Annotated in this window: 20 protein-coding genes; 11 read left to right on the forward strand and 9 right to left on the reverse strand. The window is 61.0% G+C overall.

Going from position 1 to position 24,877, the window contains the following annotated elements; translation table 11 throughout:
• The first annotated feature begins 33 nt into the window (after positions 1–33).
• The 4 genes from C437_RS13565 to C437_RS13580 all read left to right on the forward strand — a co-directional run bounded on the left by C437_RS13565 (position 34) and on the right by C437_RS13580 (position 3,902).
• On the forward strand, positions 34–780 hold the full coding sequence (locus C437_RS13565; protein ID WP_004517537.1) for an ABC transporter ATP-binding protein: 747 nt from the start codon (positions 34–36) through the stop codon (positions 778–780).
• Positions 777–2,210, forward strand: a complete 1,434-nt coding sequence (locus C437_RS13570; protein WP_004517538.1) for a hypothetical protein — start codon at positions 777–779, stop codon at positions 2,208–2,210. The genes C437_RS13565 and C437_RS13570 overlap by 4 nt, the downstream gene beginning before the upstream one ends.
• Before the next feature lie 105 nt (positions 2,211–2,315).
• Positions 2,316–3,134 (forward strand): hypothetical protein, encoded by an 819-nt coding sequence (locus C437_RS13575; protein WP_004517539.1) that lies wholly within the window; start codon positions 2,316–2,318, stop codon positions 3,132–3,134.
• A gap of 216 nt (positions 3,135–3,350) precedes the next feature.
• Positions 3,351–3,902 carry a hypothetical protein gene (locus tag C437_RS13580; protein ID WP_004517540.1) on the forward strand — a complete coding sequence of 184 codons (552 nt, stop codon included), beginning with the start codon at positions 3,351–3,353 and terminating at the stop codon, positions 3,900–3,902.
• A gap of 6 nt (positions 3,903–3,908) precedes the next feature.
• Here the strand turns inward: C437_RS13580 and C437_RS13585 are convergent, their stop codons facing one another.
• Positions 3,909–4,412, reverse strand: coding sequence for a GbsR/MarR family transcriptional regulator (locus tag C437_RS13585; protein ID WP_004517541.1), 504 nt, complete (start codon positions 4,410–4,412; stop codon positions 3,909–3,911).
• A gap of 144 nt (positions 4,413–4,556) precedes the next feature.
• Here C437_RS13585 and C437_RS13590 point away from each other — a divergent pair, with 144 nt between their 5' ends.
• Together C437_RS13590 and C437_RS13595 are read left to right on the forward strand one after the other, a co-directional pair.
• Positions 4,557–4,910, forward strand: coding sequence for an ArsR/SmtB family transcription factor (locus tag C437_RS13590; RefSeq protein ID WP_004517542.1), 354 nt, complete (start codon positions 4,557–4,559; stop codon positions 4,908–4,910).
• Positions 4,911–5,029: 119 nt separating this feature from the next.
• The gene (locus C437_RS13595; protein WP_004517543.1) at positions 5,030–5,905 is read left to right on the forward strand and encodes a fructosamine kinase family protein; all 876 of its coding nucleotides are present in this window, start codon (positions 5,030–5,032) and stop codon (positions 5,903–5,905) included.
• A gap of 42 nt (positions 5,906–5,947) precedes the next feature.
• On the opposite strand, the gene C437_RS13600 is transcribed toward C437_RS13595, so the two are convergent.
• The 4 genes from C437_RS13600 to C437_RS13615 form a co-directional block, all read right to left on the reverse strand.
• A complete protein-coding gene (locus tag C437_RS13600) occupies positions 5,948–7,327 on the reverse strand; it encodes a sugar porter family MFS transporter (RefSeq protein WP_004517544.1) in 1,380 nt (459 codons plus the stop codon).
• 148 nt (positions 7,328–7,475) lie between these two features.
• Positions 7,476–8,681 carry an ABC transporter substrate-binding protein gene (locus C437_RS13605; protein ID WP_004517545.1) on the reverse strand — a complete coding sequence of 402 codons (1,206 nt, stop codon included), beginning with the start codon at positions 8,679–8,681 and terminating at the stop codon, positions 7,476–7,478.
• Complete coding sequence (locus tag C437_RS13610) at positions 8,678–9,868, reverse strand: ABC transporter substrate-binding protein (protein ID WP_004517546.1); 1,191 nt, start codon at positions 9,866–9,868, stop codon at positions 8,678–8,680. The genes C437_RS13605 and C437_RS13610 overlap by 4 nt, the downstream gene beginning before the upstream one ends.
• Positions 9,865–10,914 carry an ABC transporter substrate-binding protein gene (locus C437_RS13615; protein ID WP_049919810.1) on the reverse strand — a complete coding sequence of 350 codons (1,050 nt, stop codon included), beginning with the start codon at positions 10,912–10,914 and terminating at the stop codon, positions 9,865–9,867. Before C437_RS13615 ends, C437_RS13610 begins: the two co-directional genes overlap by 4 nt.
• 510 nt (positions 10,915–11,424) lie before the next feature.
• Here C437_RS13615 and C437_RS13620 point away from each other — a divergent pair.
• The 3 genes from C437_RS13620 to C437_RS13630 all read left to right on the forward strand — a co-directional run bounded on the left by C437_RS13620 (position 11,425) and on the right by C437_RS13630 (position 16,216).
• On the forward strand, positions 11,425–11,898 hold the full coding sequence (locus C437_RS13620) for an Lrp/AsnC family transcriptional regulator (protein ID WP_004517548.1): 474 nt from the start codon (positions 11,425–11,427) through the stop codon (positions 11,896–11,898).
• Between the two features lie 435 nt (positions 11,899–12,333).
• Complete coding sequence (locus C437_RS13625; protein WP_049919811.1) at positions 12,334–13,821, forward strand: proton-conducting transporter transmembrane domain-containing protein; 1,488 nt, start codon at positions 12,334–12,336, stop codon at positions 13,819–13,821.
• Positions 13,811–16,216, forward strand: a complete 2,406-nt coding sequence (locus C437_RS13630) for a DUF2309 domain-containing protein (RefSeq protein ID WP_004517550.1) — start codon at positions 13,811–13,813, stop codon at positions 16,214–16,216. The genes C437_RS13625 and C437_RS13630 overlap by 11 nt, the downstream gene beginning before the upstream one ends.
• Positions 16,217–16,475: 259 nt before the next feature.
• Here the strand turns inward: C437_RS13630 and C437_RS13635 are convergent, their stop codons facing one another.
• Both C437_RS13635 and C437_RS13640 read right to left on the reverse strand, forming a co-directional pair.
• Complete coding sequence (locus C437_RS13635) at positions 16,476–17,504, reverse strand: LLM class flavin-dependent oxidoreductase (protein WP_004517551.1); 1,029 nt, start codon at positions 17,502–17,504, stop codon at positions 16,476–16,478.
• A gap of 128 nt (positions 17,505–17,632) precedes the next feature.
• Entirely contained in the window at positions 17,633–18,637 is a 1,005-nt protein-coding gene (locus C437_RS13640; protein WP_004517552.1) for a HEAT repeat domain-containing protein, read from the reverse strand.
• A 449-nt stretch (positions 18,638–19,086) separates the two neighbouring features.
• On the opposite strand from C437_RS13640, the gene C437_RS13645 reads away from it, so the two are divergent.
• Together C437_RS13645 and C437_RS13650 are read left to right on the forward strand one after the other, a co-directional pair.
• Positions 19,087–19,608, forward strand: coding sequence for an LUD domain-containing protein (locus tag C437_RS13645; protein WP_004517553.1), 522 nt, complete (start codon positions 19,087–19,089; stop codon positions 19,606–19,608).
• A gap of 2 nt (positions 19,609–19,610) precedes the next feature.
• The gene (locus C437_RS13650; protein WP_004517554.1) at positions 19,611–21,791 is read left to right on the forward strand and encodes an LUD domain-containing protein; all 2,181 of its coding nucleotides are present in this window, start codon (positions 19,611–19,613) and stop codon (positions 21,789–21,791) included.
• A gap of 174 nt (positions 21,792–21,965) precedes the next feature.
• Here the strand turns inward: C437_RS13650 and C437_RS13655 are convergent, their stop codons facing one another.
• Positions 21,966–23,315: a nickel pincer cofactor-dependent isomerase, group 22 gene (locus C437_RS13655; protein ID WP_004517555.1), complete on the reverse strand. Its 1,350-nt coding sequence runs from the start codon at positions 23,313–23,315 to the stop codon at positions 21,966–21,968.
• Between the two features lie 121 nt (positions 23,316–23,436).
• Positions 23,437–24,771, reverse strand: coding sequence for a glycerate kinase type-2 family protein (locus C437_RS13660; protein ID WP_004517556.1), 1,335 nt, complete (start codon positions 24,769–24,771; stop codon positions 23,437–23,439).
• Positions 24,772–24,877: the final 106 nt, after the last annotated feature.

Consider the following 24,877-nt stretch of genomic DNA (forward strand, 5'->3'; position numbering starts at 1 on the left):
TACCGACACAACAACGATGATAGGCAGAACGCCGTGACAGCAATCGAGATCGAGTCGCTCCGGAAGTCATACGGCGACATGACCGCGATAGCAGACCTGTCGCTGCGCATCGACGATGGTGAGTTCTTCGGCTTGCTCGGGCCCAACGGGGCCGGCAAGACCACGACCATGGAGATACTCACCGGGCAGCTGAGTCCGGATAGCGGGCAGGCAACAGTACTCGGTGCCGACCCTGCAGCCCAGCCCACGGTGGTCCGCGAACGGGCGGGAATTCTACCCGAAAAGGAGTCACCACCGAGTTTCATGACGCCGCGCGAGTACTTCGATTTTGTCGGTGCAATCCGGGATATACCCGCTGACGCGGTGACAGCGCAGACCGAGTCGTGGGCCGACCGGCTCGGCTTTACCGCGAAGCTCGACACGCTGTCTTCGGACCTTTCGCGGGGCCAACAGCAGAAAGTGATGATCGCCGGCGCGTTCTTCCACGAGCCGGATGTCGTGTTCATCGACGAACCGCTGGCGAATCTCGACCCGATTGTTCAGGAGCGGGTCAAGCGCTTCCTGCGCTCGTACCGGGACGCCGGCAACACAATTGTCGTCACCACACACGGCGTGGATGTCGCCGCTGAACTCTGTTCGCGGGTCGGAGTGATGTACGAAGGTGACCTCGTCGCCGATGTCCGACCGGCAGCACTCGATGCCGATGAGACGCTCCTCGACGTGTTTCTGGACACCGTCGACGCAACAGTGGACCGGGAAGAACAAACTGTTGATATATGAGTGACGGACGGGTGCGCAGGGTGTTCGTCGAGATGCTCCGCGAGGAGTGGCGACTCCACAGCCGGCTCTTCCGTGGTAGTCACTTCTCCTTGTTTCCGGTGTTCATCTGCCTACTCGTTGGCGGCGCAGCCAAGCTGCTGACCGTTACCGGGACCGAACCGCAAACCGTGTTCGCTGGTCTTCATGCACTGGTGTTCGTCTTCGGACTCCACACGGGATCTATCGGCTTTGTGGGACGCGATGCTATTCAGAACCTCCTCGGTGACGTGACGCTGCTGGTGTTCTCTGCCCGCACGCTCCCGCTATCGCAGACCACGCTGCTGGGACTGTTCGTCGTCAAGGACAGTGTCTACTACGCTGTACTGTTTCTGCTACCGATCTCTGTCGGAACGGCGCTTGCAGTGCGGGGAATCGCTGGACCTCTTCTTGTCGTTGAGACCAGTACCTTTCTGTGGACGACACTGGCACTGATGTTCGTCTTCGGAATGGGAACGACGATTGCAGCGCTCGGTCTCGCTGGGCGGGGCGTCCCCGGACTGGCGCTACTCGTGGCCCCGCTCGTCGCTGTCGGTGCAGCGGTAGTCAGTGGTGTCGATATCGTTTCTTACACCCCCTATGGCCTGTTTCTCACCCAGACACCCCTGCGGGTCGGTACGACAGCTACCGGTATCGTCGGCGTCTTTCTGCTGGGCGCAGTCACTTTCGATGCGACCGCGCCTCGTCCCGCTCAAACGGTCGAACCGGCCTTTGGCCGCTGGTGGCGACGGCTCGGCGACCCAGTTGCAACGAAGAGCCTGCTCGACATCCACCGGAGCGCAGGCGGGTTCGGGAAGGTTTTCTTTTCGGCGGCGGTGCTGTTCGGCGTCACTGCCGCACTGGTCGATTTCGCCGGACAGATCACGGGAGTACCGCCGTCCACTGGTATCTCATTCGGTGCGATTCTCGGGCTCTCGGGGTTTACCACATACAACTGGCTCACGCAATCCGACGACGTCTCCCTGTATTTCACCCATCCGCTCTCTGTAAGAGCCGTTTTCGCGGGGAAGTTCCGGGCATTCCTCCTGCTCGGCCCGCTGGTGGGCCTCGCCTTCTACGCACTCGCACTCGTCTGGCGTGGCGGGCCGGTCGCTGAGGCCACTGTCGGGGCTGTCTTGCTTGTCGGCGTCGCCTGCTACATCTTCGGCACCACCGTCTATCTCACCGGCCTCTCTCCGAACGAGTTTCTCTTCGATACGGCACTGTTCGCTGTTTTCGGCGCGGCAATGGTCCTCCCGCTGGTCCCGATACTCATTGCCGGATTCGCTATCTCGCCGCTGTCTGGGACGGTGCTTGCCGCGCTCGGTGGGTCTGGTGGCGTCTTGGGCGCTGTCGGTGTCGGTCTCTACCGTCGGTCGGTACCGAAGTGGGCGACGCGGTATCGACAGGCGTGAGTGGTCGGCTGTGTAGCATAACCTGACTGCGATACTCCAAACGGACAGCAGCGGTCGTACTGCTGTGTTCGAATAGCTTTTATTCGTCAGTATTGCCACTGGGATATGGACCGCCGTACTGCGAGGCTACTCAACGGTTTGCTGGCGCTGTGTTGTCTCACGCTTGTCTTCGCGGCTGTGTCTCCGTTCGCCACTATCGACCCGCACTCGAAGAACCCGGTGGATGAACGGTTCACGGTGCCTGAATCCGACGAATACCGGGCAACTGGTGCGGTTGTCGCGGACAGTGAGACAGCACTCGAATTCGAGGGCGCTGTGACCGCTGGCGGCGGGCGCTACCTGTCTCTTGGCGAAGGAACTGTCCGAACTGAACAGTATCAGGCGTCGCCGGGCGACCCGGTTTACAGGCGTATCATTGTCGAGGATGACAGCCGCACCGACCGTCGACGAGCGCAGATCCAGAGCGAGCCCGGTTGGGAACTCCTTCGGGAGAACCAGACCGATGGGGCCGCCGAGTTCATCGTCAAGCAGGATTCAAATGATCTGGCAGGCGATGTTTCGGGAGCGGCGTCGGTAGTGGTCATGAGCCTGTATCTCGTCGGATACGAACAGGAAGCCGACACGGCTCAGGCAGCGACGGTCTACAAACCGAAAAACGGCTGGTACGAGGGGCGGAAAGCGTACCACGTCACCGGGACTACAGGGACCGTGCGAACAGTCGGTGACACGACTGCCGTTCGCTCCGCAAGAGTTACGTTGAATCTGACGAGACCAGCGGGGACGTATGCGGAACTCGCTCTGGTGAGACTGACTGGCGACGCGCCGAAGACGTACCACCTCTCCTTCGAGTTCGAGTCGGGCGAGACGACAGTGCGTCGGCCGGCGTGGGTCACCGAGGTCAGAACCGACTCGGACGACAGATAGTCAGCGACGCATCGGAACAGATGACGACGTTGTACAGGCTGTGTGAAGCCGCTGTCTCTCGGCGAACCGTATGAAATCGACGCTGAAGCGCTGTGTCCGGAGATACAGGAATCAGTATGGAAACCTCCGTTTGGCCTTCCCGCCGCGAAGTGAAACCGCCGTGTCTGGCGAGTGTATGACCGGCTTTATTTCCTTCCCTGTGAACCTTCGGACAGAATGGCATCCTACGATGCATTTGACCCGGCCGTCGAGATAAACGGGCAAACGGTACGTACGATAGTCCAGGAGGCGATGGGAAAGTTCTCAGAGGAGTACCGGGAGCGGGCGCTGACGGCACTTGCTGCGGAGGGAATCACCGAGCCAGCGGCTGACGAGTGGTACCCACAACAGGCCTGGCTGAACGCGTTCGAGACGATTGCCGATGACCTACAACCGCATGTCCTCGACCGACTCGGCGAACAGATTCCCCGCGTCGCGGACTGGCCGAACGATTTCGATACTGTTCCGGACGGCCTCAAGTCGATAGATGAGGCCTACCAGCGTAATCACCGTGGCGGGGACATCGGACAGTATCGTTTCAAATCGCTGGGGAATCAGACCGGCGAAGTGACGTGTGAGAACCCGTATCCGTGCTTGTTTGATCGTGGTCTCATCCGTGGGGTTGCCCAGCAGTACGCGCCGGTCGACGCGTTCGTGTTCCTCGAAGAAACGGGTGAAACGTGTCGTCGGAACGGGGACGATGCGTGTACCTATACGGTCTACTGGTAGCGGTGACTATCGCTCGTAGGTCTCAAGTGCCTCACGGAGTTCGGCGGCCGAGTACTCCGACGCGAGCTGTACGATCTCTTCTAGGTCTTCGTACGTCTCTCGGAGCTCTCGAATGCGTTCTTGCTCGCGAGTCTCAGTCGCCACCTGTTCTTCGGCCCGGTGGATGGTCCTGAGCGTCGTCTGGACTTCCCGCTGGATGTATTGCTGGAACACGTCCTGCAGAATAAACCAGACTTCACGTTCAGCCTCGAACCGGACCCGCCTGCCGCCCCCCGTCGACGACTTGCGGTGGATGAGCCCGATACGCGACAGCGTCCGTGTGACGTTACTGACCGTCGATTTCGCGTAGCCCGTCTCGTCGACGAGTTCTGGAATGGAAAGCGGGTCTGATGCGAAGTACAGCACACCGTATATACGCCCGGAACTTCGGCTGAGACCGTACACCTCGGCCGACTGCTCCATCGATTCGATGACGCGTTCCCGTGCGACCGAACTGTCAGCATCACTCATGCATCCGAACCGGCTGCCCTGTTTGCCGCCTGTCCTGCTGCGTCATACTTCTGGGTATTAATTCCGTAAGTATTAAATTGTTTGATTGGTTTGTTCGGATTGAGCCGAACAAGCAGAAACAGTCGCCAACACCCCCAACAATCAATGGCAAGTGTCTTCCCCCACCACCCACCGGTTGACTATGCACCCCGAGAGCAGACGAGCGTCGTAGTCAACGGTACCGAACCGACTGACGTTCTGCAGATTCTCTCGTCCGAGGCCGCTCAGGAGGTACTGGGGGCGGTCAGGGATGAACCGAAGACCGCATCGGATATTGCCGACGCAGTCGACCGCTCGCTCCAGAGCGTCTCCTATCATCTCGACCGCCTCTGTGAAGCTGACCTTATCGAACCTGCCGAAACATGGTACTCTGAGAAAGGGACGGAGATGACGGTGTACGCCCTCGCCACGGAACGACTTGTCGTGCAACTCGGTGGCAGCGCTGACCGGTCCGTGTAGCGACACTGGCCGTTTCGACGCTGCCTGTAACTGGGTTCGCAGTTTAGTCCAGACAGCCCCGGTTTCGCTGTCGGGACAGAGACAAACAGACCTATTGGATCGCTTTTCGTACGCCAAATATGGACGACGGGACGGGCACGGAACGACCGAAGGCGACAGTACTACAGCGGGTTTCGAGCGTACTAGACGCCGATGCGCACGACGCAACGGAACTCGATGGCGGAGAAGTTGGGTCGGTCTACCGTGTGTCGTTTTCCGACCGCCCTGACGTAGCGGTGAAGGTCGACGACTCGCCACTCGGAATCGAGGCGGCAATGCTTCAGTACCTCGACCGTAGCACGCCGCTGCCCGTACCAGCGGTCCTCCACGTCGAACCGGAACTGCTGGTGATGTCGTTCATCGGTGGCGACGACCGGTTCTGCGAGCGGGCTGAACGCGACCTCGCGCGCCACATCGCGTCTCTCCACGCTGTCTCGGCTGAGGCCTTTGGCTTTCCGTTCGATACCCTCTCGGGCCCGTTCAGCCAGCCAAACCCATGGACTGATTCGTGGGTCGACTTCTTCCGCGAGCGACGGCTACTCCCGTTCGCAAGGGCTGCACGGAACGCTGGCGTCCTGCCAGCCACCGAGTTCGACCGGGTGCAGCAACTGGCGGACACGCTCGACACCCGACTCGTCGAACCGGCCACGCCGTCGCTGCTGCACGGCGATATCTACCCCGGAAACGTTGTCGTGGCCGACGGAACCGTTCGCGCCGTCCTCGACCCGGCGATATATTTCGGCCACGCCGAACTGGACTTGGCGTACGTCAGCCGACTGGAGTCAATCGGTGACGCCTTCTTCGATGAATACTGCCGCCACCGTGACATCTCGGCGGGATACTTCGAGAAACGACGCGACGTATACGTCGCATTCCACGCGCTAGAGAACGTCCGGTTTTTCGGCGACGACGGACTCCCGAGGCTCGAGAGTGCGTTGGACCGTCTCGGTCTATAAAAGCCAAAACGGTGGCCTTCGCCTCCCGTTCTGATACCCGGTTCAGTCAGCCAGCGAGATGTTCTGCCGGAGGTCGTCTTCGATTGCCTCCAGCGTCCGGCCCTTCGTTTCGGGGACGTAGCTGTAGACAAACACCAGTCCCACGAGACTACAGAGGCCAAACAGCCAGAACGTCGCAGCGGTTCCGACGCCGTCTGTCAGAACGGGGAACGTCAGCGATACGAGGAGATTTGCACCCCAGTTGGCGACGGTGACGACACCCATCGCTGACCCGCGAACGGACAGCGGGTATATTTCTGAGATCAGGAGCCAGAAGACCGGGCCGAGCCCGATGGCGAAGAAGGACACGAACAGCATCAGACTGATCGTGGCGATGATGCCGAGGCCCCCGCCGAGACCGGGGAGGTAGAACACGGTACCGAGGACGACGAGTGTCGCAACCATCCCACCGACACCGACAAGGAGCAGTCGGCGACGACCGACACGGTCGACGAGCAGGATCGCCACGACGGTCATCACCACGTTGATCGTCCCGATTCCGACTGTCGCAAGGATCGAGGCTACGTTCCCGAGGCCGGTAGACTCGAGAATCGTCGGGGCGTAGTAAATGACCGCGTTGATGCCGGTAATCTGCTGGAACACGGCGAGTCCGAGCCCGACCACGAGTGCTGGGCGGAGCCACGGAGCCAGCAGGTCCCGAACGCCGGTTTCGGACTGTGTCTCGACGGTCTCTTCAATCTCGTCGAGTTCCTGCTCGACGCCACTGGACCGTGTCCGCTCGAGGACCGCTCTGGCCTCGTCTTTCTGCCCATGCTCGAAGAGCCAGCGTGGGCTCTCGGGCATTTTCAGGATGCCGATGGCGAGCACGACGGCCGGGACCATCCCGGCACCGAGCATCCAGCGCCACGCGCCGGCGTCGGCGAACGCGTAATTGACGAAATACGAGAGCAGGATTCCGGTGGTCACCATGAGCTGATTGAGCGAGGTGAGCCCGCCGCGAATGCTGGGCGGCGCGATTTCGGAGATGTACAGCGGCCCAACGATTGAGGCGAAGCCGATGGCGACGCCGTCGATAAGCCGACCGGCGACGAGGACGGGGACGTTCGGCGCGACGGCCATCGTGAACGACCCGACGAAGAATACGATGGCCGCAATGAGGATGAGGCGGCGGCGACCGAGACGGTCGGCTAACTGGCCACCCACGGCCGCACCGGCCGCGGCCCCGGCCATCGCGCCACTGACGATGATCCCCTCGACGAGCGGCGACATGACGAACGAGTCCTGAATGAACAGGAACGCGCCCGAGATGATCCCGGTGTCGAACCCGAACAACAGTCCGTTCAGCGCAGCTAACGCGGAGACGACGTAAATGAACCGGTCGCCGTCACCGCGGAGGACATTACGGATGGTGGCTGTGGACATCTATGTAAAATTGAACTCGAATCTGTGTAAAAGTCTTTCCAAGTCTATTTGCACGACGGCGGAGCCTCGGGGTGACCTGCTTTCGGTGCGGGACTGATATTCAGCTACAGCCGTCAGCGCACGGGTCCGGGATGAGCGACCATTCCTATCACTCAACTGCACCTTCTGTAATGACTTTCGCGAGGTGCTCCCGGTCGAACAGATGCGTCTCTGTAAACTCTTCAGGGAAGTAGCGCTTTGCGTACCGTTCAATCATAAACAGGTTATGCAGCGGGCCGGTGTAGATCGGGCCACCCCGAAACACCCTGTCATTCTGGACGGCCCGCAACTGGCTGCCCACTTCGTGGTCTTTCATGTACCCGAGCACTGAGTTCTCGAACTCCTCACGGGTCTTCCCTTCTCGATGATATCGCAGAAGCAGTGAGTCAGGGTCTATCTCCAGTAACGTCTCGTAATCGAGCGATTCTGAGCCGGAGTACCCCTCGACTCCAGTATCGGCAAAGGCGTCGGAAATTCCGAGCGTGTGGAAGTGTTCCTTGTTTGCCCCGTTTCCGCTGATCCGATATGGCGTGAAATCCTCCGGTTTCTCGCCGGCGAACACCAGCGCGGCGTTTGGTCTGTCCGCTGGTGCCGGGAGCCGAGCCTGCACCGTTTCGACCAGTTCGTCATGTACCGAGCGGATCGCCTCGAAGCGCGCCCGTTCCTGAACCATCTCTGCGACTTTCTCGAACGCCTCGTACAGGCTGTAGTACTGGTAGTCGTGCCAGTCGTCGGTCCGCCGGAAGATGAGATTCCCGAGAAACGGCGCGACGTTCTCCTGAATCTCTGTGAGGTCAGACTGCTCCCACGCCCCGAGCCAGTCGATGAGTGCGTTGGGATCGATGAGGTGCAGGTCGGCGTCTATCTCGTAGAACAGCTCCTTCGAGACGCCGTCGTTCCAGAGCTGTGTGAGCCCGTCGAGGTCGATAGACACTCCATCTAGTTCCTCGTAGTGCAGCGTCTTGTACCGCCCACGGTACCAGATTGACTGCACTGCGTCGCCGTGGCCGAGTGCGACCAACATATCGATGTAGTCCGCGGTGAACGGGGCGATTGTCTCGGGTACAGAGTCGAACTCGACGGTACCGACTGGCTCCATCGTCACCGAATACGACCCGTCGGAACCCGCTGATGCGGTCGCAGTAGCGCTTGTTTCGGTATCCGTGGCAGTGTCGCTGGCCTCCGTCGCTGACGACTCCTGACCGCTGTCGCCCAAGCATCCGGCGACCACTCCGCCACCAACGAGCGCCCCACTACCTTTCACAATGTCTCTCCGTGTCAGTCGCTCGAACGGTGCGGTATCCGAGTCTGTCATTCGAACTCACCTGTGACAATATCGGCGAGTTGCTGCCGGTCGAAGAGTTCGGCGTCGGAAGTCACGTCGCCGAAAACATCCGGATAGAGCTGTTGGGCCGCCCGTTCGGTCAAGAAGAAATTGTGAATCGGACCCTGGCGGAGGTAGCCGCCGCGATACACGCGCCCGTTCTGTACCGCAGTCAGTTGACTGCCGACGCTGTGGTCTTGCATGAACTGCAGGACGGTCTCCCGGAACTCGGTCGCTGATTTCCGCTCGTGGCCGCGGATGAGGATAACGTCTGGATCGACCGACAGAAGCGTTTCGTAGTCGTATTCGCCCCGATTGGTCGTACTGAGGTTGTCGATATCGGTTCCGGCAAGCGCATCAGTAACGCCGAGGTCACGCCATTGTTTCTTGCTCGTGCCCTTGTCGCTCAGGCGATAGGGGGAGAACGATTCCGGTTCGTCGCTTCCCTCATACGTAAGAAGGACGTTTGGACGCTCCTCCGCCGGCGGGAGTTGATTCTGCAGGTCTGTGATATAGTCGTCGTGCAGTTGTTTGAACGTCTCGTAGCGCTCCCGTTCCTGAAAGACCTCCGCGACCGTCTCGAAGGCCTCATAAAGCGTGTAATACCGGTAATCGTGCCACTCATCGGAGCGACGGAATATCATGTTTCCGACGAACGGAGCGACGTTCTCGGCGATCTCGTCGACGTCTGACTGGGACCAGTCGAACCAGTTGACGAGCATCTGTGGGTCATAGAGGTGCACGTCGCTGTCGAGTTCGTAGAACTCCTCTTTCGTTCGGACCGCTGGATTCGCGTCGATTGTCCCCTGATCGACGGACACACCGGGGAGCTCATCGTAGACGTACGTGTAGTAGCGGTCTGCCCCGCCGAGACCTGTGAGGCCATCGGCCTGCCCGAGGGCCACGCCCATATCGGCGTAGGCGCCACCGTAAGGAAGCCATCGCTCGGGCATCGTCTGGAACGTCACTTCACCGACTGGCTCCATGGAGACGGTATATGCTTCCGTCTCTGTTGCTGTGGCTGTCTCAGCTGTCGCTCCGTTCTCGGTGGCAGTGGTTTCTGTCGCGGTATCGCCAGCACAGCCGGCGAGCAAACTGCCGCCCGCGATTACCCCGGCCCCCTTGATGTAGTCTCTGCGTGTCGGCCGTTCACGCGGCGTTTTTTCGCCGTCAGTCACTGTTTCTCACCCGTTATTATGTCAGCAACGCGCTGGCGGTCGAACAGCTGTTCCTCGGCGGGAATTTCGGGATAGGGACCCCCGTCGACGTAGCCCGGCCACTCACCGAACTCGTCGGGATACAGCTGTTTCGCGGTCATCTCCGTCTGGAACAGGTTCAGAATCGGCCCCTGTCGACGAGCCCCCTGAGCGAATATTCGCCCTTGCTTGACGGCGGTGAGTTTCCTCGTCACCTCGTCGTTTTCCAATTGTGACCGAATCTCGTCGAGATTGTGGGACCCTGCCATTGGTCCGAGGACAAGCAGCACGTCCGGATCGGCTTCAAGCAGCAGTTCGGAGTCGAGCGTGATGTTCCGACCGTCATCGCCGTACCCGTCACCGACGGCATCGGCTAACGCATCGGTCGCACCCAGCGGGCGGGTGTGGGCAGCGTAGTAGCCCGGATGGTTCATCTTATAGCCCCAGACGTCCTCGCCGGATGTGGAGAACAGGACCAGGGCGGCGCTCGGTCGGTCACCTTCCGGCGGAAGGCCCGCGGCAATGGTCTCCATCATCGAATCGCGGACAGAGCTGAACGCCCCGTATCGCTCCCCTTCTCGGAAGACCTCGGCGAGCTTTCCGAAGATCTCCCAGAGCGTGTAGTATTCGTACGTATCCGACCAGCCGGATGGCGGGTCCTGGTGCGTGCCGCTGAGTGTGTTTCCGAACCACGGGCCAACGTTCGACCCAATTTCCCGGAGGCTGCTGTTGTCCCACCCCTCGGCTGTCGCAACCTTTGCCGGGTCAGCTATGTGGACATCGCTGTCGAGTTCGTACAGTTCCTCCTTCGATGGTGGCCACGAGGAATACAGGTCCTCCCAGTCGATTGAGACTCCGTCGAGTCGGTGAAGGAACTTCTGATACAGCGACTGGTGGTACCCGGGCGCGTGCATGGCGTTAATCGCGTCGCCTCGACCGAGTGCGACCAGCATATCTACGTGATGGCCCAGTATCGTGAACACGTTCTGGGGAACCGATTCGAACTCGACGGTCCCCGCGGGTGACATTGTAACAGAGTACCCGTCGTCACCCGCTGTCGGTTCGGCTGTTGCGGACGACTGTCCTCCCGAGTCTGTCCGGGACGGGGCTGACTCTGGGTCGGACTGATTGACACAGCCCGCTAGCAAGCCGCCAGCCACCGCTGCGCCGCTATACTTCATGTAGTCACGTCTCGTCGGGGACTTGTGGTCCGGATAGTCTTTCGACATAAATGTTAGGCCAGCCTAAAAATATATAACTGCTTCGGAATTTAGGTGCGCCTGAAAGCGAGGCGCTGCTGTGGATTTCACCCGACCATCTCGGCAGTACACCTGGCGGGAAACCGTCGTGGACTGTCTTCTACCTCCATACGACATTGCAGCGACACAATGACTCGCTGTGACACCAGAATCGGGCCTGACCTATCGGATGATATTCGTGTCCAGAGCGGCCGAAACCCCTCCGCATTGTTGACAGCCACAGCAGCGGTATCGGGAGAACGTACAACAGTAAAGTGTCCTTGCTGTGGACACACTAGTATGACTGACGAGGAGATCGACGACGTGGACAGAGCAATCCTGTATGCACTACAGGAGGACGCTCGAAATATGTCGTCCGGGGACATCGCAGAGCGAACCGATACATCTGACAGTACCGTCCGAAAGCGAATCAACCATTTGGAGTCCAGAGAGGTCATCAAAGGCTACAGCGCTGATGTGGACTATCAGCAAGCAGGCTACCCGCTCCGGATGCTGCTTTACTGTACTGCGTCGATTCCCGACCGGGGCGATTTAATCCCGAAAGTCCTCGATATAGACGGTGTGGTATCGGTACAGGAACTGGTCACCGGCGAGAAGAACCTCCTCGTGACGGCTGTCGGTGAATCGGATAGCGACATCACCCCAGTCGCGCAGGCGCTCCTCGATATTGGACTAACGGTGGCCGACGAAGTTCTCGTCCGAAGCCACGAGACCACGCCCTTCGGTAAGTTCGATCCCGATCACGAGAGCTAACTGAGGTCGGTGCTGCTGTTGTGGTGCCGGTAGCCGACAACTGCGTAGCCGGGACAACATGCCCGGGCGAGTCATTGAACTGACTGCCTCGTCTTCTATACCGGGCGCATACTCGAGCGGCCACAACGAACAGTCTGGTAATCTCGCCGTCTACCATACCCAACTAATCCTCGACAGCCGAGTCTGTGTCTCTGTGAGCAGTGACCCGTTTCGCGGGAGGATCGTTGGTTCAGGCTGTGAAGCACCTGATTACGACCATGGTAGTGGTTTTCGGCTGCGCACCATTCAAAAAACATAATGTTCTATAATATACTTTTTCAGGAACGAATTGGTAGTATAGAAGAATTTAATAACCAGTACGTTCGCACTATGGGTGAAGACAACCAGAACCGGTCAATCACAGTCCGTGATTACCGTGACCGGTTACGAACAACGATGTCAGGACACAACTCACCGAAAATGGTCGGATCACTCCCGGACACGGCGGCTGACTCGCCGCTCGTGCCCGTCGCACTCACATGGCTCGTGTGGTCGATGTTCGCCGCGAGCATTGCTGTGCTTGCTGTCCGGGTCCGAACCGGGTTCGCCTGGGAGATACCCGGTGTGGTCGCCATCGACGGGCTGACCGTCCTGATGTGGGTGGTCGTCACCTTCTTCAGCGGTATCGTTCACAGCTACTCACGTCGCTATCTGGCTGGTAGTCGCCTCAAAACGCCCTTTTTCGCTACCGTGTTCGGCTTCACAGTGGTTGTGATGGGGCTGGTCGCGGCTGACCACCTCGCCCTGTTCGGGACGCTGTGGCTCGCAATGGGGCTGCTGATGGCGAAACTCATCGGTATCGTCAGCGGCTGGGACCAGGCACAGGCAGCTGCCACGGTCGCCCGCAAGTACTTCATCGCCAGCAGCGGGCTTCTCGCCGTCGCGCTGACGGCACTGTGGTGGGTGACCGGCGCGACATCGGTCTCAGGAATCACGGCGGCTGCCGACTCATTCGGTGGCCCGGCGTGGCTGGTCGCCGCAGGCGCACTCGTGCTTGCAGCGATGATTCAGTCCGCCCTCATCCCATTTCAGGGCTGGCTCCTGTCCTCGATGACCGCCCCGACGCCCGCGTCGGCGCTGATGCACGCCGGGTTCGTCAACGCAGGCGGCATCCTGCTGACCCGCTTTGCGCCGGTCATCACTGTCGACCCCGCGCTCATGCTTGCAATCGTCGGCGTCGGCGGCGCCAGCGCCATCGGCGGGAAACTCCTGAAATCAGTGCAGACGGACATCAAGGGCAAACTCGGCTGTTCGACGATCGGACAGATGGGGTTCATGATTATGCAGGCCGGCCTCGGCTTCTTCGGAGCGGCTATCACCCACCTCATCCTGCACGGCTTCTACAAGGCCTACCAGTTCCTCAGCGCCGGCGGACAGGTCGAACACGCTAGCCCGAGCGAGGGGACGCCACACACAATCGGAACGACGGCGAGCATCGCCGGCATCGTCGTCACACTGCTGACTGGCATCGCCGGCGGCGCGGTGTTTGCACTGTTGACAGGCAAAGGAATGAAGTTCGACAGTGGTCTCCTGCTGACGTTCTTCGTAGTGTTTACGACGCTTCATGCAGCCCGCAACGCCGTCCAGCAGACCACGCTTCCGAGAGTGGCCCGCTACGGGGCCGTCCCGGTGGTTTTCTTCCCGGCCATCGTCGTCTACGCCGCAGTCTACACGAGCGTTTCGGGGCTCATGCCTGTCAGTCCCGCAACGACCGAACTGACGCTGCTACACGGCATCATCGCCGCCGTCTTTGTTGGCATTTACACCGCCATCGAGACCGGTATCCACGAGCGCAGCCAGCGCCTCTACGTGGTGTTGCTGAACGCCGGCCAGCCGGCAGCCGACACTGTGCTGACCACGACGGAGGACTACAATGAGTACTGAATCCACCATCCACGACAGTATCGACACCGCAGCGACCACCGTCGGCTCACTCTGGCCAATCCACTCGTTTGTGACGGCAAACCCCCTCGCGGGGTTCGAGGATCAGGAGTTCAGTGAGGCGGTTGCGCAGGCGGCCGACCTGCTGGGCGGCCGTGGCTACCCCAGCGCCGAGACGTTCCGTGCGGCGCTGCAGCGCGGCCAGATCGATCTGGAGATTCTCGACGCGGAGCTCTCCGAAGCCGGCTACGAAAACGACCCAGAGACACTGCTCGACCGGATGGCCGAAGTAACCGATGCAACGGACAGTGACCCCGACACGTCCACGGATCGCGTCGACCAAGTGTTGACAAAATGGCTGTCGGCGTTCCTCGACGAAGGGAGCGCCCACTGGTCGATGCCGAACCGCAAAGCGGGGTTCTACACTGCCTTCCGCGGGGTTGCCGAACACGACAGCGAGGTTCCTAGCGAGGGGATTATCACCGACCTGCCGGAGACGCCGACCGAGACCATTGAAACGGTGCTCGCGTCGTACTCAGAGAGCCAGTGGGTGCCTATCTTCGAGCAGCAACTGGCCGCCCTCCCGGGCTGGACGGGACTTATCAAGCAGCGTGCCGACGACGACGGTGCGTGGCAGTCAGCATACCCCATTTCCCTGGAAGGGTACCTCGCGGCGCGTCTGGCTCTGCTCGATGCTGTCGGTGCTGACATCGACCCCTCGAACGATAGTATCGACCCGGACCCGGCTGCCGAACTCGCTGGAGCCTTCCTGCGTGCCTGGGAGGAGACCTATCGTGGCGACCTCGTCGAGGCCGTCGCCACAGAGAGCCAGTCACTCAACGACGGCGACAGCCTGGGCCGCCCCGACGCACAGTTGGTCTTCTGTATCGACACCCGTTCGGAGGTCATCCGCCGTCATATTGAGGCCGCGGGAGACTACGAGACCCACGGGTACGCAGGGTTCTTCGGGGTTCCGATGGAGTACCAGGGCTACGACACCGACGTGTCGGTTGCTGCCTGCCCGCCGATTCTTGACCCTCAGCACCACGTCACCGACGTTCCGACCGACGACGAGACTCAGGAGAGCCACGACCGCCTAACGGGAATCCGTGAGACCGCCGACGAAATTATCGAGACGCTGGAGGCCAACGCCGCCACGGCCTACGGCTTCGTCGAGACCGCCGGCAGCGGCTACGGCCTCGCGCTCGCTGCCCGCACGCTCGTCCCCGGGCGCGTTCACGACCTGTTCGACGCGGCCGAGAACTCGGTGCCGGACGACCACGAGTTCTGCGACCCGCTCGTCCACCACCAGCACACGTACACCGGTGACTTGCCCGTTGGGCTGACCACCGAGGAGAAAGTCGAGTACGCCGCCACCGCGTTCGACCTGATGGGCTGGGAGGCGTTCAGCCGCCTCGTCGTCTTCACCGGCCACGCCAGCGAGACGGCCAACAATCCCTACGATTCGAGTCTCGACTGTGGTGCCTGTGCCGGCAACCCCGGTGGCCCGAACGCCCGCGTGCTGGCGGCAATCTGCAACGACGACGAGGTCAGGGCCGCGCTGCGTGAGCAGGGCTTCGCTATCCCCGAGGACACCGTCTTCCTCGCCGGCGAACACAACACGACGACCGCCGAAGTGGAACTGTACGACAGCGACGTGCCCGAGAGCCACGCCGCCGACCTCGAACAGTTGCGCGCTGACCTCGCCACCGCCCGCGAGAACGCGGCCGCCGAGTGCGCCGAGTCGATGGGAGCAGACGCGTCGTCGGGCGTCAGCGAGACGGAGCGCCGCGCCGCCGACTGGGCCGAGACCCGCCCCGAGTGGGGACTGGCCGGCAACGCCGGCTTCGTCATCGGCCCCCGCGAACTGACGAGCGACGTGGACCTCGACGGCCGCGCGTTCCTCCACTCCTACGACTGGTCGACCGACCCTGACGGTGAAGCGCTGGAGGCGATACTCACTGGCCCGATGGTCGTCACGCAGTGGATCAACACCCAGTACTACTTCTCGACGGTCGACAACGCCGTTTACGGGAGTGGGTCGAAGGTGACCCACAACCCTGTCGGCAACATCGGCGTCTATCAGGGCAATGGCGGTGACCTGATGACCGGCCTGCCGCTGCAGTCACTCATGGCTGCCGACGACGACTCGTACCACCAGCCGCTCCGTCTCTCGACGGTCATCCACGCACCGGTCGACCGCGTCACCGATGTCCTCGCCGACCACGCGGAGCTGGCCGACCTGCTCGACAACAACTGGCTCTCGCTGACTGTCGTCGACCCCAGGCAGGACCACAGTGCCTTCGAGTACGAGCGCGATTTGGAGTGGTCACCCGTGTTTGAGCTGGCCGACGCCGAGCTTGCGGAGTCGACTGCCCCTGCGGCCGCAGACGACTGAGCTGGGCCGAACAGCCGGCATCTGGAACCGTCGTCACACTAACTCTTTGTACCTATATACTGAGTTTCAAAATAGAAAACCGCTCAGAACAACCACTCCCTACGTAGGCCTGTCTCAATTACAGATATACAAAAACATATATTGCAGATTGTACCACTAATAGTATAGAAAAGAGACACTGAGTACAATTTACCAACAAAAACCGAGTATTTGGAGCTATACGACGCCAAGCAACCCACATCCACTTCAGTAGTGGGAGTCAGCGCGGTGTGAGTCCGACACCGTCCGCGAGCAATTCGTGGGAGCGGAGCGCGTCAGCGTGGTCGCCGACGACGTGTTGAATCATCACCTCATCGACTCCGACACGATCAGACAGCTGTTCGAGGAGGCCGTTAAGCGTATCCGGACTGCCGGATATCGCTCGTGGCCACTCACCGGCATCCAGCGTGGCAGGCGTCGGCTCGGGCACAGCCCCGAGCTCGTCGATAGCTTCTTCGACGGATGGCGTCGTTCCGATGACTCCTCGCTCCATCCGCTTGAACGACGCTTCGGCCACAGCACGGAGCCGCGCCGCTTTCTCGTCGGTCTCGGCACAGACCGCGTTCACCGCGACCATTCCCTGTGGCTCGTCGACCCCGCCGGCCAACTGCGACGATTCGAAGTGGTCCCGGTATTTCTCGAACGAACGGGTAGCTAGATTCGGCCGGATGAACGCGGCGAAACAGTAGCGCAGGCCGAGTTCGCCGGCCAGGGCTGCGCTTGACGGGCTTGACCCGAGAACCCACGGAGCAGGTGTTTCCGCATCTGAACGAGGGATTTCGAGATCGCTGTAGGCATGACCGTCCGGGTAGCTGTCGTAGAGGTGCGAAACGACGGCCTCGATTTTTTCGGCGTGGTCTTCGTCGGGGTTTCGGACGCGGCGGTCCGTCCCGAGCGCGCGGTCCACGGCCGGAGACCCGTTTGCCCGTCCAAGCCCCGCGTCGATTCGTCCCGGAGCAAGGCCGTCAAGGGAGCCGAACAGCTCCGCGACTTTGAACGGGCTGTAGTTGTTGAGGAGGACCGCCCCCGATCCGAGCCGGATTGAGTCGGTTTCGGCAGCAAGGGTGCCCAGCAGTACCTCGGGTGTTGTTCCGGCGAGCTTGTTCCCCATCCCGTGGTGTTCCGCCACCCAGAATCGGGAATAGCCGAGGCGCTCGGCCTGTTGGGCGGCATCAATGGTGTTTGCATACGCGTCGGTCGCAGTTCCGCCGTCCGGGACCGGAGAGAGATCAACGATGGAGAGATCCATACCTGCCCACAACGGTTGTATGGTATAACCGTTCGGCTACTCACAGTGTGTGGGTATATCATGCGGAGCAATACCCTGATACCTGGCTGTCCCACTGTCTGCCACCGCTGCTCGATCTGGCTCCATACTTACAGCGGTGTGCCACAGCCCGGACACAGCGGTGGGCCGGCGTTCGGGAGTGAAAGCCCGCAGTGTGTGCACTCGCCATCGCCTTCTGGCGTCTGGATTTCTGAGACAATGTCGGCTGTCTGCGCACGGATTGCATTCCTCGTGGCTATTCCTGTGAACGCATCGGACGGGTCCTCCCCACGATGCTGAGACAGGGCGAATCGGGCTCGCTTTGCAACAAACTCCTCGTCGGTAGTGAGTGCCTCTAGTTGTGCCTGCGGGAACGACTCCGTTGTTCCAGTGTCGACAAGCAGACCTAACGCTTCAGCCGCCCGGCCACGGACGTATCTGCTTTCATCTTCGAGACACGAGACGAGCGCCTCTCTGGCGTCTGTAAGCCGCTCGGGACAGGCAGAGCCGATACCGACGAGGGCCGTGCTGAGATGATACCGGACCAGTTCGCTGTTCGCTCGAAGGTGGTCGGCGAGCGAGTCGACCTGATACTGGAGTCTCTCGGGACGCCCCAACGCGATGTACGCCAGCGCCTTCGCCAATTTCTCTTTGACCTCTGGTCTGTCGAATTCTAAGCCAATGCGCAGGTCTGCTACGACTTCAGGTGACGTGACAGCATCGGGGTAATCAACGGCGACGTAGCCAAGCGCTTCTGCACACCGGGCGCGAACGTAGTAGAACTCCGACTCATCCGCCAGTCGCTCGGCAAGCGCCGAGGCGACCGGAACGACGCTGTCTGGCGCATCCTCGCTGACTGTGACGAATAATTTCGCTGCTGTGAGCCGTGTTGGCCGCTCGCTGTTCTCTAAAAACTCGGTGAGCGATGGCAGTACGCCGTCGAATAGTTCTGGCTGGTCGTCAGCAGTCGCTTTGAGTGACCGGAAGCACGCCTGCTGAGTATCCGGCTCAGCCCTCGAAAGTCGCTCAAGCGCTTTCAGAGCGTCACCGTCCGCCCCCTCTTTTAGTAATGTCGCGACTTCTGTTTCTGGTGGTGCACCGGGGTGGTCGTCCATCGGTCCGTTATCGGCGTTTCTCACAGAACCCACAAAACCTCTCGCCTCTGGGTTGTTGCTCGACACGAATATAACTGGCCACCGCTACAGCTTCGATGCTGTGATTGAGGCGCTGTATAGTTACAGATATGCCATATCCATATTTTTATATGGGTATTTTGTCTAGATAGTTCTTAATTTGGCTGTGGTAGGATAGATAAAACCTAAAACGATAGTAGTCTGCGTCAGGTCTATCTATATTGTACTCTTCTTGAGCCATTCACTGCGTCACGTTCTACTAACATCCGCTCACCCCGGGAGGGTGGAAGTGTCCGTAGGTAGAAGGCTGTTTTAGTAACATAGTGTTCAATGCCGAAGGAAATCTCGGGGCTGATCGACCGCACCTTTCGGATTTTCGTCCCTTGCAGACAAAAACTAAATGATGATGTAGGTTTTCAGTTCGCGTATAGATGGAAAGCAAACGCGCTTCGTTCGAGGGCGCTCTCGAAGCATTGGGCGTGGCAGTTTCCAGCACACCTGAGTCTGAGCTCGAAGCCGCTGTCACCGAGGCGGTCATGGAGCCAGCAGTCGGGGTCGGGCTCGACGAGACAGTTGGAGACGAGGCGTTTTCCCTCACGGAGACGCCGGTAACGGTCGACCCCACCCCGGTCGCGCTTCGCGAGGCGGTCACTGGCGTCACTGGTGCCGAACTCGGTGTCGGCGACTACGGCTCGCTCGTCCTGACGATGACCGAACAGGCCAGTGAACTCGTGAGCCTGTTTGTTGAGCGCCATGTCGCGATTCTCCACGAGGAAGATATCCAGCCTGACATGGACACAGCAGTGGCAGAACTGGACGAGTGGGTTACCGAAACCAACGGGAGCGCGATCATCGCAACAGGCCCGAGCGCAACAGCTGATATGGGCGCGCTCGTCAGGGGCGCACACGGACCGAAGGAAGTTCACGTTATCATCGTCGAGGAGGGGGCCTGACAATGGCGTCGGCCGACGAAATCCGCGAACTGATGCGGACCGAGGGTGCGGCAATCGCGGAGAACACGCAGGGGTTCAACGCGGGGCGTTACGACTCTGTCGGGGATCTGGAGGACTACGAGGACCTCAAGCGAGCAGCCCGCAGTATCAAGGAGGACGCAATCGAAGATCTGCCGAACCTTCTCGACGAGCTAACTGATACCGTCGAATCGAACGGTGGGACCGTGTACATCGCCGACGACGCCGCTGACGCGAACGAGTACATCCGCGAGGTAGCCGACGAGCGAGCGGCTGACCGGGTCGTCAAGAGCAAATCGATGACCAGTGAGGAGATCGAGGTCAACGAAGCGCTCGAAGCGGACGGCGTGGACGTGGTCGAGACCGACCTGGGTGAGTGGGTGTTGCAGGTCGCCGACGAAGCCCCGTCACACATTGTCGCCCCCGCGATTCACAAGTCACGCGAAAGCATCGCTGAACTGTTCAACGAGCGGTTCGACCCCGACGAGCCACTGGAGACGGCCGAGGAACTGACACATTTCGCCCGCGAGAAACTCGGCGAACAGATCGCCGACGCGGAAGTCGGTATCACCGGTGCGAACTTCATCGCGGCCGACACTGGGACGATGGCGCTGGTCACCAGTGAGGGGAACGCCCGCAAGACGGTGGCCGCGACGGATACGCACGTCGCTGTCGCTGGCGTCGAGAAGGTCATTCCGACAGTCGCGGACCTCCACCCGTTTATCGAACTCATCGGTCGGTCGGGCACCGGTCAGGATATTACATCGTACGTCTCCTTGCTGACTCCACCAGTCGACACACCGGTCGTCGACTTCACAGACGACGAAACACCGCTGTCGGAATTTGATTCCGACCGCGACTTCCATCTTGTCCTTATCGACAACGGGCGACTGGAGATGCGAGACGACGAGCAGCTTCGGGAGACGCTGTACTGCATCCGGTGTTCCGCCTGTTCGAACTCCTGTGCCAACTTCCAGAGTGTTGGCGGCCACGCCTTCGGCGGCGAAACGTATTCGGGTGGCATCGCGACGGGCTGGGAGTCCGGCATCGAAGGGCTGGACGTGGCAGAGGAGTTCAACGACCTCTGTACCGGGTGTACGCGTTGCGTGAACGCCTGTCCGGTCGGTATCGACATCCCGTGGATCAACACCGTCGTCCGGGACCGCATCAACCGCGACAAGGACGCTCCCGGGGAGTGGCTCGTCGACGGACTCACTCCCGACGAGGAGGACGACGGCGCGCCCCTCCAGAAGCGCTTCTTCGGAAACTTCGAGACCGTCGCAAAGCTCGGTAGCGCCACCGCGCCAGTGTCGAACTGGCTTGCCGACACGGGCGTCTCGCGGCAGGTCATGGAGCGAGTGCTTGGCATCGACCCGCGGCGGGACCTGCCCACCTTCGAGCGGGAGACGCTCGTTGACTGGGCTGCGGCCCGTGACTCGGTGGTCGACGACCCCGACCGACGGGCGGTGTTGTACCCGGACCTGTACACGAATCACGTCCAGGTCGAGCGCGGCAAAGCCGCCGTGAAGGTGCTCGAATCGCTCGGCGTCGACGTGGTCGTCCCGTCGGTTCCCTCCAGCGGCCGCGCGCCGCTTTCCCAGGGGATGGTGTCGACGGCGACAGACCACGCCGAACGGGTCACGGAGGCTCTGGACCCCCACCTCAAAGCCGGCCGCGACGTGGTTGTTATCGAGCCCAGCGACCACGCGATGTTCACACGAGAGTACGAGCGCCTCCTTGACGAGTCGACGTTCGCTGACATTGCGGCGAACAGCTACGAGGTGTTCGAATACGTGTTCGGACTGCTCGACAACGGGGCGCCCGTGGACGCGCTGTCGACCGTCGAGGGGGCCGAAATCGCGTACCACAGCCACTGCCAGCAGCGGACGCTGGGACTTGAAGCCCACACGGTCACTGTCCTCGAAGATTGTGGCTACGACGTGGCTACATCCGACGTAGAGTGTTGTGGCATGGCCGGGAGCTTCGGCTACAAGTCCGACTATTACGAGCTGAGCATGGACGTGGGTGACCGGCTCCGGGCGCAACTGCGCGAGGACGGCGTCCAGGACCGGCCCGTAGTCGCCAGCGGGACCTCCTGTCTCGAACAGATCGACGCCCTGCTGGAGCGACAGCCCAGCCACCCCATCGAACTGCTGGCGGCGTGACCGGTTTCGCGTTCCCAGCCGATTGCTGTTCTGGCTGTCGTGCACGCGCGTTTGACCCGTCCAGTACCTAACGTGTGTACGGCCGTTATTTATCCCGCTTTTATTTGTACGCATGTCGAGAGTATGAGGGTCCCCCTCCCGAAACGCGAATACTGAACGACAGGCTCCCGGCGGCTATTCGCGCAACGGCGGGGCGACGAATCGCCCGTCGTCGAACTCGATTGGAGATGGCTCCTCGACGACGCGCAGGTCCTCGCGGCCGCGCGCCGCCTCGACCAGCGCGGGTGACGCGTAGAGGCGGTGGAGATGCATTGTGTCCGCCGCGCGAAGCACGCGGACGGTGCCGGTGTCGACGACGCCAATCGTCGACAGCGCGGCGACGATGCCGGCACGGTCGGTTTCGACCACTGGCGGCAGTTTCACCCCGCGAATCGTGCTCGCCGTGAGCGCGTTGATGAGCGAGGTCTGGGCGTCGAGTTCCGCGATGATGTTCTCATGGATAACATCCGCCGACCCGACACCCATCGCGTTCCCGTGGGTCTTCTCCGTCAGCCCGCGCGTGTAGATGCGCTTGATATCCGGCGTCTCGGGTGCCGGTTCATTTATCGAGAACGGTCGACGGCCGATGACGTTGGTATCGAGTCCCTGACCGCTGATTTCCTTTCCTTGGCGGTCGAATATCACGAGATCGAGATTCTCGAACGGGAGCGTCGGCATCTTTTCGTAGGCAGTCTCTAACAATTCTGCCTCACGGTCGAGGAAGCCACTGGGCGGTACACCCTCTATCAGCGTCGTCTCGTCGTGCTGATCCTCGACGATTGCGACGCCGCCGACGATGGGCAGTTCTTCGAGCAACTGCCCGGTAATCTCCGGAATCATCCGGCGAAATGACCAGTCAACAGCCCACTTGTGGGCTATCTGTGCGCCTCGTTGTTTGCCCATGCCGATGACGAGCATCTTCGAGAGTCCGCTCTCGACGGGGCCGTCGAAGTCCGTGTGTGGCTTGATTCGATTGATTGGGATGATTGCATCAGCCGCCACGGCGGTGTCGTCGGCGACGACCGGCACGTTCCGGTCTGGTGTCCGTCCGACCTCGACCACGTCCATAGATGACCGGATTTCACAGCCGATTGCCGACTCAGTCACGCCCAGCTCGTTCAGCATCGTTCGCTGGCCGCCACCGGTCGCGCCACCGTGGCTTCCCATGGCCGGGAAGACGAACGGCTCGTAGCCGGCGTCGGACACTGCATCGACGACGCCAGCGACGATGTCGGGCAGGTTTGCGATGCCCCGGCTTCCGACGCCGAGTGCAACCTCCCCACCCTCGGGTACGTCGGCGAGAGGCAGTGACTCGACCGCACGAGCCGCGTGTGTGCCGACGTCGGCCGGTGCTATCGGGTCCGTCTCCCAGACCTGTTCGATGATGCCGAGTTCGGGGAGCGGCGGGTCGCCACAGGCCTCTACGATTGTCTCTTCAGGGACTGAGAGTGCGCCCGCCGCAAGCCGTTGATCTGATGCGTTCATACGCGGCATATCAGCCCGTCTGTTGATAAACGTGGTCCACGGTTCGGCCACACTGCGTCCACCGTTATGACACGACTGACAGCGCGGCCTGAAAAATAACCCCTGTGGCCGGGAGCGGGTCTCAACCGCTCGTTTCCGGAACAACGATCACTGCTACGTCGTTAACGTTTGTCCCAGTCGGCCCGGTTTCGACTGTCGCCCCGATTTCCGAGAGGTACGAGCTGGCGTCGTTCGTACGCAGTGCGTCGCGGGCCCGTTCGCGGTCATCGACATCGGTCGCGTCGGCAATAGCACCAGCCATGTCGGAGCTCCCGTCCTCGCCGTCGGTATCGACGGCGGCAATGACCGCATTACCGTTGTGTACCAGCGCGCCAGAGAGGACGAACTCCTGATTGGGGCCACCCCGTCCTTCGTCCCCCGTTACGGTCACGGTCGTCTCGCCACCGGCGAGGAGCACGGCCGGCGGTTCGACTGGCGTTCCCGTCGCTGTAGCCTCTTCGGCGATAGCGACGAGTGGTTTCGCCACCTCGCGGGCTTCGCCGCGCAACCGAGACGCGAGCACCAATGGTTCGTACCCGGCCTCCCGCGCGGCGGCAGCGGCGGCATCGAGTGCAGTTGCATTGTCCCCAATGAGATGGTTCGTCACGTGGTCAAAGACCGAATCGTCGGGAAACGGTGTTTCCGCTATCCGGTCGTCCCGTCCCGCTTCGAGATGACGCAGAACGGCCGGCGGTGGGGTGAGGTCGAACCGCTCGAACACGTCGAGCGCATCTTCGTACGTGGTCTCATCTGGGACTGAGGGACCGCTGCCGATGGTCGAGAGATCGTTTCCGACAACGTCGCTGATGAGTACTCCGGCGACCGTAGCGGGAGCCGCATGCCGCGCTATCTGCCCACCTTTCAGCTCCGAGAGGTGTTTGCGGACCGTGTTAATTTCCGCAACCGGGACGCCGCCACTGAGAAGCCTCTCTGTCGTTGTCTGGAGATCGTCCAGTGTCAGATCCCCGGCTGGGGCCGATAGAAGCGCACTGGCTCCGCCGGTCAGCACGAACAGAACGAGCGTGTCCGCGTCCGCAGCATCGACCGTGTCGAGGATATCGGCCGTCGCTTCGACGTTGCGGTCCGACGGTAGTGGGTGGTCGCCTATCGTACTCCGGACGGTTTCGGTACCGACTGCCTGCTTGACGACGATGTGGCCGTCATCGAGGCTGTTGCCGAGTATGGATTCGAGCGCCCGTGTCACACCCCCCGCGGCTTTCCCACCGCCGACGACGACGACATCATCGTACTCGTCGAGGTCGTATGTCGACTCGCCGATTGTCAGCGTCTGGCCGTCTCGGCTGACGGTTGATGTGGTGGCGGCCTCGGGCGCAGCTGCGTCCACGGCGGCAGTGATGCAATCGAGTGCGACCTCGTGTACGGCGTCAGTGCCGAGTTTGGCCCGGTTGCGAATCATACGTTCGTCTCTGTCCAGCGCAGTAAAAAAACTGCCTCGACACTGGGCGTAGTGTTCAGATACTGACTGAAAAGTAAGGGGAAGGGCGTAGCGTTTTTTCGATCAT

The organism is Haloarcula vallismortis ATCC 29715, assembly GCF_000337775.1.
Lineage (GTDB): Archaea > Halobacteriota > Halobacteria > Halobacteriales > Haloarculaceae > Haloarcula > Haloarcula vallismortis.

What these genes read in the sequence shown, in the direction of transcription:
- C437_RS13630 (WP_004517550.1), top strand. Translation starts at nt 13,811, where the DNA reads ATGAGTACTGAATCCACCATCCACGACAGTATCGACACCGCAGCGACC.
- C437_RS13625 (WP_049919811.1), top strand. Translation starts at nt 12,334, where the DNA reads ATGTCAGGACACAACTCACCGAAAATGGTCGGATCACTCCCGGACACG.
- C437_RS13570 (WP_004517538.1), top strand. Translation starts at nt 777, where the DNA reads ATGAGTGACGGACGGGTGCGCAGGGTGTTCGTCGAGATGCTCCGCGAG.
- C437_RS13590 (WP_004517542.1), top strand. Translation starts at nt 4,557, where the DNA reads ATGGCAAGTGTCTTCCCCCACCACCCACCGGTTGACTATGCACCCCGA.
- C437_RS13600 (WP_004517544.1), bottom strand. Translation starts at nt 7,327, where the DNA reads ATGTCCACAGCCACCATCCGTAATGTCCTCCGCGGTGACGGCGACCGG.
- C437_RS13660 (WP_004517556.1), bottom strand. Translation starts at nt 24,771, where the DNA reads ATGATTCGCAACCGGGCCAAACTCGGCACTGACGCCGTACACGAGGTC.
- C437_RS13620 (WP_004517548.1), top strand. Translation starts at nt 11,425, where the DNA reads ATGACTGACGAGGAGATCGACGACGTGGACAGAGCAATCCTGTATGCA.
- C437_RS13655 (WP_004517555.1), bottom strand. Translation starts at nt 23,315, where the DNA reads ATGAACGCATCAGATCAACGGCTTGCGGCGGGCGCACTCTCAGTCCCT.
- C437_RS13585 (WP_004517541.1), bottom strand. Translation starts at nt 4,412, where the DNA reads ATGAGTGATGCTGACAGTTCGGTCGCACGGGAACGCGTCATCGAATCG.
- C437_RS13595 (WP_004517543.1), top strand. Translation starts at nt 5,030, where the DNA reads ATGGACGACGGGACGGGCACGGAACGACCGAAGGCGACAGTACTACAG.
- C437_RS13580 (WP_004517540.1), top strand. Translation starts at nt 3,351, where the DNA reads ATGGCATCCTACGATGCATTTGACCCGGCCGTCGAGATAAACGGGCAA.
- C437_RS13635 (WP_004517551.1), bottom strand. Translation starts at nt 17,504, where the DNA reads ATGGATCTCTCCATCGTTGATCTCTCTCCGGTCCCGGACGGCGGAACT.
- C437_RS13650 (WP_004517554.1), top strand. Translation starts at nt 19,611, where the DNA reads ATGGCGTCGGCCGACGAAATCCGCGAACTGATGCGGACCGAGGGTGCG.
- C437_RS13575 (WP_004517539.1), top strand. Translation starts at nt 2,316, where the DNA reads ATGGACCGCCGTACTGCGAGGCTACTCAACGGTTTGCTGGCGCTGTGT.
- C437_RS13645 (WP_004517553.1), top strand. Translation starts at nt 19,087, where the DNA reads ATGGAAAGCAAACGCGCTTCGTTCGAGGGCGCTCTCGAAGCATTGGGC.
- C437_RS13605 (WP_004517545.1), bottom strand. Translation starts at nt 8,681, where the DNA reads ATGACAGACTCGGATACCGCACCGTTCGAGCGACTGACACGGAGAGAC.
- C437_RS13615 (WP_049919810.1), bottom strand. Translation starts at nt 10,914, where the DNA reads ATGTCACCCGCGGGGACCGTCGAGTTCGAATCGGTTCCCCAGAACGTG.
- C437_RS13640 (WP_004517552.1), bottom strand. Translation starts at nt 18,637, where the DNA reads ATGGACGACCACCCCGGTGCACCACCAGAAACAGAAGTCGCGACATTA.